Source organism: Ideonella sp. P3_A4 (genome assembly GCF_056403075.1).
Genome location: NZ_JBFUGE010000862.1, coordinates 1 through 2,076 on the forward strand (window position 1 = coordinate 1; position 2,076 = coordinate 2,076).

The 2,076-nt window shown below is 64.5% G+C and carries 3 protein-coding genes; all 3 read right to left on the reverse strand.

Going from position 1 to position 2,076, the window contains the following annotated elements; all coding sequences use genetic code 11:
- Positions 1-1,159: TRAP transporter large permease (locus AC1DYI_RS33750; RefSeq protein WP_477208470.1), on the reverse strand; the 1,159-nt coding region annotated here is incomplete at its 3' end.
- Positions 1,159-1,698: a TRAP transporter small permease subunit gene (locus tag AC1DYI_RS33755; protein WP_477208471.1), complete on the reverse strand. Its 540-nt coding sequence runs from the start codon at positions 1,696-1,698 to the stop codon at positions 1,159-1,161. The genes AC1DYI_RS33755 and AC1DYI_RS33750, both read right to left, overlap by 1 nt.
- Positions 1,699-1,917: 219 nt before the next feature.
- Positions 1,918-2,076: beta-lactamase hydrolase domain-containing protein (locus AC1DYI_RS33760; protein ID WP_477208472.1), on the reverse strand; the 159-nt coding region annotated here is incomplete at its 5' end.

The following is a 2,076-nucleotide window of genomic DNA, read 5'->3' on the forward strand; positions in this document are numbered from 1 at the left end:
TGTTCACGCATAGCATCACGCCGAACCAGACCAGGTCGATGCCCATCTTCTCGGCCACCGGCCCCAGCAGCGGCAGGATGATGAAGGCGATCTCGAAGAAGTCGAGGAAGAAGGCGAGGAAGAAGATGAACAGGTTGACGACGATCAGGAAGCCGACCTGACCGCCCGGCAGGTTCGACAGCATGTGCTCGATCCAGCGGCCGCCCTCGACACCCTGGAACACCAGCGAGAACACGCGTGAGCCGATCAGGATGAACACCACCATCGCGGTGATGCGGGCGGTGCCGGCCATCGCTTCTTTCACCAGCGGCCAGGTCAGGCGCTTGTGCAGCGCGGCCAGGATGAAGGCACCGACGGCACCCATCGCGCCGGCTTCGGTCGGCGTGGCGATCGCGGTGTTCAGGCCCGGCAGGCCGCCCATGCTGCCCAGCACGGCGAAGATCAGGATCGCCGACGGGACGATGCCGCGCAGGCACTTCTTCCACAGCGCCCAGCCGTTCAGCGTGCGTGCTTCCTTCGGCACACCCGGCACATGGTGCGGCTTCACGCGGCTGAGCACGAAGGTGTAGAGCGCGAAGATCAGCACCTGCAGGATCGACGGCCCCCAGGCGCCCTTGTACATATCACCCACCGACTTGCCGAGCTGATCGGCCAGCACCACCAGCACCAACGAGGGCGGCACCACCTGGGTGATCGTGCCCGAGGCCGCCAGTACGCCAGTGGCGTAACGCATGTTGTAGCCGTAGCGCATCATCACCGGCAGCGAGATCATCGCCATCGCGATCACCTGGCCGGCCACGGTGCCGGTGATGGCGCCGAGGATGAAGCCGACGATGATCACCGAGTAGCCGAGGCCACCGCGCACCGGGCCGAAGAGCTGGCCCATTGAGTCCAGCATGTCTTCGGCCAGCCCGCATTTCTCGAGCAGCGAGCCCATCATCGTGAAGAACGGGATCGCCAGCAGCAGGTCGTTCGACAGGATGCCGAACACGTTCTGCGGCAGCGCGCTCATGAACTCGGGCGGGAACCAGCCCATGTTGATGGCATAGATGCCGCAGGCCAGGCCCAGCGCGGCAAGCGAGAACGCGACCGGAAAGCCGATCAACATCACGAAGATCAGCCCCGCGAACATCAGCGGGGGGAAGTTCTCCATCGCGATCATTGGAGCGGCCTTTCGTAGTGCGTGTCCATCTCGTAGACGTGCATCAGCCAGCCGATGCGCTTGATGATTTCACCCAGGCCTTGCAGCAGCACGAGGCCAAAGCCGACCGGCAGCGTCAACATGGCCGGCCAGCGAACCAGRCCGCCGGCGTTGTTCGACATTTCGCCGGAGATGTACCAGCGCATGAACAAGGGCCAGGCGAAATAGATCATCGTGATCATCACCGGCACCAGGAAGACGATCAGACCGAACAGGTCGACGTAGACCTTGCCGTGGCCCGACAGACGGGAATAGATCAGGTCGACGCGCACGTGTTCGTTCATGCGCAGCACTTGCGCGGCGCCGAACATCACGCAGGCCGCGAAGAGGTACCACTGCACCTCGAGGAACGAGTTCGAGCTGTAGTCGAAGCCGTAGCGCACGACCGCGTTGCTGGCGCTGATGAAGCACGACAGGATCACCGCCCAGGAGGCGATCCTGCCGAAGCGGTCGGTCAGCCAGTCAACGCCGTGGGCGAAGGCGAGCAGGGCATTCATGGCGCGCTCCTGTGGCAACAGGGCGCGGGGCGGGCGAGGAACWTGGCGGCGGCTCCAAACGAGGTGTCGATACCTGGCGCTCCAGCCATGGCTTCAGCCATGGGCAAGGGCGCCGATCGCCCGCAATGTATCGGTTGCCGCCTGAATCACGCCTGAAACGGCGCGGTGCTCAGGGAAAGCACTATCGGCCCCGGACGGGGCCGATCCGCTCAGTCAGCTTCAGCCGTGAGAGGCCGAGACGAAGAGCTTGGTCGAACGCGCGCCCGAGCGGCAGAAGGCCAGCATCGGCTTGGGCAACTCGGCCAGCAGCTTGGCAAAGGCGGCGATCTCTTCAGGCGACTGGTAGCCGCCGTTGACCGGCAGGAAGCGGTACTCGAG